This is a genomic window from Streptomyces sp. NPDC057474, assembly GCF_042802555.1.
Taxonomy (GTDB): domain Bacteria; phylum Actinomycetota; class Actinomycetes; order Streptomycetales; family Streptomycetaceae; genus Streptomyces.
The window spans coordinates 1-5,094 of the sequence record NZ_JBHVDX010000389.1 but is presented as its reverse complement, the minus strand read 5'-3'; the positions used below and the strand labels follow the sequence as shown (position 1 = coordinate 5,094).

Annotated in this window: 4 protein-coding genes and 1 pseudogene; 3 read left to right on the top strand and 2 right to left on the bottom strand. The window is 68.4% G+C overall.

Going from position 1 to position 5,094, the window contains the following annotated elements; genetic code table 11:
- Positions 1 to 104: 104 nt before the first annotated feature.
- The gene (locus ACFU53_RS46440) at positions 105 to 1,709 is read right to left on the bottom strand and encodes an MDR family MFS transporter (RefSeq protein WP_384006277.1); all 1,605 of its coding nucleotides are present in this window, start codon (positions 1,707 to 1,709) and stop codon (positions 105 to 107) included.
- A 167-nt stretch (positions 1,710 to 1,876) separates the two neighbouring features.
- On the opposite strand from ACFU53_RS46440, the gene ACFU53_RS46435 reads away from it, so the two are divergent.
- Together ACFU53_RS46435 and ACFU53_RS46430 are read left to right on the top strand one after the other, a co-directional pair.
- Entirely contained in the window at positions 1,877 to 2,497 is a 621-nt protein-coding gene (locus ACFU53_RS46435; protein WP_384006275.1) for a TetR/AcrR family transcriptional regulator, read from the top strand.
- A 70-nt stretch (positions 2,498 to 2,567) separates the two neighbouring features.
- On the top strand, positions 2,568 to 2,756 hold the full coding sequence (locus ACFU53_RS46430; protein WP_384006273.1) for a hypothetical protein: 189 nt from the start codon (positions 2,568 to 2,570) through the stop codon (positions 2,754 to 2,756).
- 103 nt (positions 2,757 to 2,859) lie between these two features.
- Here ACFU53_RS46430 and ACFU53_RS46425 read toward each other — a convergent pair whose 3' ends face one another.
- A complete protein-coding gene (locus ACFU53_RS46425) occupies positions 2,860 to 3,474 on the bottom strand; it encodes a M23 family metallopeptidase (RefSeq protein ID WP_384006271.1) in 615 nt (204 codons plus the stop codon).
- Between the two features lie 971 nt (positions 3,475 to 4,445).
- Here ACFU53_RS46425 and ACFU53_RS46420 point away from each other — a divergent pair.
- Positions 4,446 to 5,094, top strand: a pseudogene (locus ACFU53_RS46420) (hypothetical protein); the annotation flags it as partial.

The window sequence follows — 5,094 nt, the reverse complement described above, 5'->3', positions numbered from 1 at the left end:
CCCCTGAAAAGCGGGGCTGCGCCCCTGCTTTCCAGCCCGAGAGGGCCGTAGGCCCTCAAGGGGCGCGGGGAACTGCGCGACCAGCCCCCACGCACCCGCACCCCTCAGGCGCGCACCATGTCCTCGGCCTCCGCCTTGCCACCCGGCGCGTCCGCCGCAGAAGGCTCCCCAGCCCCCCGCAACGGCACCTCCTTCACGAACACCGCGGCCACCAACGCCACCACAGAAACCACGGCCCCGAGCAGAAACGCCGAGTGTGTCCCGGAGGACACCGCGTACTGGTACGCCTCCCGCGCCGCCACCGGCAACTTCGCCAGACTCGCCGCGTCCAGCTGCGCCGACTGCTCGGTCACCTTGGACCCCAGCGCCCCGGCCCGCTCGGCCATCACGTCCTGCACACGGCTGTTGAAGAGTGCCCCCATGATGGCGACCCCGAAGGACGACCCGAGCGTCCGGGCCAGCGTGGTCGTCGAGGACGCGACCCCCATGTCCTTCATCTCGACGCTGTTCTGCGCGACCAGCATGGTGATCTGCATCAGACACCCCATACCGGCACCCAGCACGGCCATGAACACCCCGGACGTCACCCGGCTCGTACCGGTGTCCATCTGCGCCAGCAGGAACAGCCCCACGATCATCAGGATGCTCCCGACGACCGGGAAGACCTTGTAGCGGCCGCTCCCCGTGGTCACCCGCCCGGCCACCATCGACACCGCGAGCATCGCCCCCAGCATCGGCAACAGCAACAGCCCGGAGTTGGTCGCGGACGCGCCCTGCACGGACTGCTGGTACAGCGGCAGGAACAGCACCGCGCCGAACATCACGAACCCCGTGAAGAACCCGATCACGGACATCAGCGTGAAGTTCCGGCTGCGGAAGATGTGCAGCGGTATCACCGGCTCCGCCACCCGCTTCTGCACGAACAGGAACCCGACCAGCGAGGCCACCCCGAGCGCGATCAGCTCCATGATGACGGCCGACCCCCAGGCGTACTCGGTCCCGCCCCACGTCGTGACCAGCACGATCGACGTGATGCCGACGGTCAGCAACGCCGCGCCCAGGTAGTCGATGTTCCACGCCGACCGCCCCTCGCGTGACGGCTTCGGCAGATGCAGTACGACGCTGACGGCGATCAGCGCCACGATCCCGAGCGGCAGATTGATGTAGAAGGACCAGCGCCAGCCCCAGTGGTCGGTGATGGACCCGCCGACCAGCGGCCCGGCGATCATGGCGAGGGCCATGACACCGGCCATCATCCCCTGGTACTTGCCCCGCTCCCGCGGCGGTATGAGGTCGCCGATGATCGCCATGACGCCGACCATCAGCCCGCCGGCGCCGAGGCCCTGCACCGCGCGGAACGCGATCAGCTGGCCCATGTCCTGGGCCATCCCGCTCAGCGCCGACCCGATCAGGAAGATCACGATCGAGGTCATGAAGACCCGCTTGCGGCCGTAGAGGTCGCCGAGCTTGCCCCAGATCGGAGTGGAGGCGGCGGTCGCGAGCGTGTACGCGGTCACGACCCAGGAGAGGTGTTCGAGGCCCCCGAGCTCGCCCACGATCGTCGGCATCGCGGTGCCGATGATCATGTTGTCGAGCATCGCCAGCAGCATGGCGATCATGAGCGCGAGCAGCACCACCCGCACACTGCGCGGTTGCGGCCCGTCCGTCTCGGCCCCACCGCTCACTTCGTTCTTCGTCTCCGCACCCATCGCGGTCCTCCACTCCCCCCGGAGCTTCCGTGCACTTACTTGCCGACCGGCTAGTTGTCTACACTCAGGGAAGCTAGGTCTCTAACTAGCCGGGCGTCAAGTAAGTTCTACGGGCTTGGCCGAGGCTTGACCGGCCAAGGCCTTCCGTGACGACGAGGAGTACGAGGATGAGCGACCCGACCGAGGGCGCGACGGACGCGACGGACGCGACGCCGAAGCGGCAGCGTCGCGGCAACACCCGTCAGCGCATCCAGGACGTCGCCCTCGAACTCTTCGCCGAACAGGGATACGAGAAGACCTCACTGCGGGAGATCGCCGAACGCCTCGAGGTGACGAAGGCGGCGCTCTACTACCACTTCAAGACCAAGGAAGACATCCTCATCGGCCTCTTCCAGGACCTGCAGCGCCCGATCGACGAACTGATCGAATGGGCCGGCACCCAGCCGCGCACCCTCGACACCAAGCGGGAGATCCTGCGCCGCTACAGCTTGGCCCTGGCCGGCGCGGCCCCCCTGTTCCGCTTCCTGCAGGAGAACCAGGCGACGCTACGCGAGCTGAGCGTCGGCGAGTCGTTCAAGGACCGCATGGTCCGCCTGGTCGACACCATCAAGGAACCCGACGCCGCCCTGACCGACCAGGTCCGCTGCACGAGCGCCCTGTTCACCATGCACGCCGGCATGTTCGCCCTCCGGGACGTCGAAGGCGACCCCGAGGACAAGCGCGAGGCGGTCCTGGAGGTCGCGATCGATCTGGTGACACAGGCACACGCAGGCACCCAAAACTCTTGAAAGCCTCCGTATCCGGGTAAACCCTCAGAGCATTCGGGAACCTCCCGGGCACCCGCACGAGGAGGCACCCGTGGACGCCGACGAATACGCCCGCATGACCGACGAGGAGCGCGCCGAGTTCCTCCGCAGCCGCCACATGTCCGGCCTGGTCGCGGCTACGGCGGCGGGCGTGATGTTGCTCCTGGCGCTCTTCCTCATGATCACCTTCGGCGACGGCTCCGCGGTGTGCGGCACGGGCCAGGACAAGGGCCCGTGCTGACGCCGTACGGAGTCACGCCGTACGACATGACTCCGTACGACATGACTCCGTACCGCGTGATGCCCTCGGGAGCAGCTCAGATGGTGATGCCCTCGGGCTCGGCTCAGATGGTGATGCCCTTGGTGCGGAGGAAGGCGACCGGGTCGACGGCGGAGCCGTAGTTCGCGGTCGTACGGATCTCGAAGTGCAGGTGCGGCCCGCTGGAGTTACCGGTGCTGCCGGAGAAGGCTATGCGCTGCCCGGTCTTGACGACCTGGCCGGCCTTCACGCCGACCTTCGAGAGGTGGGCGTACTGCGAGAAGGTGCCGTTGCCGTGCTTGATGACGACGGCGTTGCCGTACGCGGGGCCGTCACCGGCGCCGTTGCCGCCGGCCTTCACGACGGTACCGCCGTGCGCGGCGACGACGGCCGTACCGCTCTTGACGGCGAAGTCCTGCCCGCTGTGCTTGGCGGACCACATGTTGCCGGCCTGCGCGAACCGCGCGCTCACCTTGTAGCCCTTGACCGGGCTGACCCAGGAGGGCGCCTTCTTGGCGGCGGCTGCCTGGACGGCGCCGGCGCTCGCGGCCTGCACGGCACCCGAGGCCTGAGCCCCGCCGGCGGCGGCCGCGACCCCGACCCCCAGCACACCCGAGACCCCCATCCCGGCGGCCACCACGGCGGCCCGGACACGGAGCTGGGACATACGGGAACGGGGAGTGCGAACACGCTGCGACATGGAGTACCTCACGGGGGACGGAGACAAGGACTGTGCCTCGACGGACACGAATCCCACCCGGCGCACATCTGCGACCGCCGAACGGGATACCCCTTGGTACCCCCACGCCCCGAAACACCTCAAATGTGTGACCTACGACCGAACGTCGTACTTCCTCTGAAATCACCCCACTTCTTGACACGCACCCACAAACAAGTCCCCACCTGCACCCCATCGCCCCAAACCCTCACCCCCCAACCCAAAAGTCCGTTTTGCCCGCTACCCGTCACCCACTATTCCCCCTAGTACCGGACAAACACCCTGTGCGCCATGTCACCGGCCCCCCGTATTCAGGGCCCCCGAATTGTGACGCGGGCTACGCCGCCTCCCCACCCGACTCCGCGAGGCCGCACACCAGCCGCACACCAAAGGGGCCACCCCGGAGCCAACGCCCCGGAGCACGCCCGACCGCGTGTGCGGGCCGAGCTGTCACGGGACCTGACCGACTCGGCGGCCGACAATCCCGTACGCGGCGCGCAGCGCCCGCGTACGGCTGCTCGCCCTGGCCTTGGCCTGTCTGGAACACGCGACGGAACTCGATCCGCGGGTCCGGGCCACTGGGGAGCAGAACGCCGCTCCGCTGACCCGCCGCGTGAGGCCGGCGAGGCCCGCCTGCCGGCCTCCTGCGGCCCTCTCATTCTGGAGCTCCTGCCGGGGCCGGAGGGGCTCACGGACGCAGAGGCCGGGCGGGGTCACCATCACACGTCCCTCATCGGCACGGACGCGGCCCTCCCGGCCCTCGCCCGCTACCGGTCACACCCGGCCCTGTCCGTACGGAGCCGGCTCACCTGGTCGTGGCACCGGTTCGACTCCCGCCGGTACGCCGAGGAGATCATCGCCCATCTCCCGGAGGGCGAGCTCTACTTCACCGCCCAGTCGAGCCGGCATCTGCGCGCCCTGCACGAACTCGGCGGCCGGCACGACTCCAGATCGTGGGCGACGTCGCCTCGGGCGATATCCGCGCCGCCCTCCGCCCCGGACAGCTGCGCGAGCTCGTCGTACGCGACAGCCGGATCCAGCGCGATCTGGTTTTCCTGTCGGGCAGGGGCGGGCTCGCCCATGTGGACGTCAGCGGCGGCACGCCGTACGTGGACGATCTGACCCCGTTGACCGGAATCCCGCTCGCCCGGCTGTCATTGGTCTCCTTGCCCGGTCTGGAAAAGCCGGGTGCGCTGCATGTGCTCTCGGCCTCGACCACCCTGACCGACCTCGACCTCGGTTTCGTGCTCTGCGCCGAATCCGTCGACGAGGCCCTTCCCCGGAACCTGCCGCTGAAGTATCTGCGATTCATCCGGGACGCCCTGCGGCACACCGGACTGCGCGGCCTGAGCCATATGCCGTCGGTGAAGCGGCTGAGCCTGGCCAAGCTACCGAAATTCCTCGTTCGGCCGAGGACTTCGAGGAGGTCACCCGGCTTTTCGCCCTGGAGGAATTGCGTCTCCAGTGGAACGCGACCGGTTGGAAAACGGGACCGGTGCTGCCGGGGATCACTCGTCCACGGCTCAACGGGTTCACCGGCAACGAGGACCTGTCGAAGGTCCCGGAACTCTTTCCGAACCTTCGCGAAAAAAGGGGCTGCCC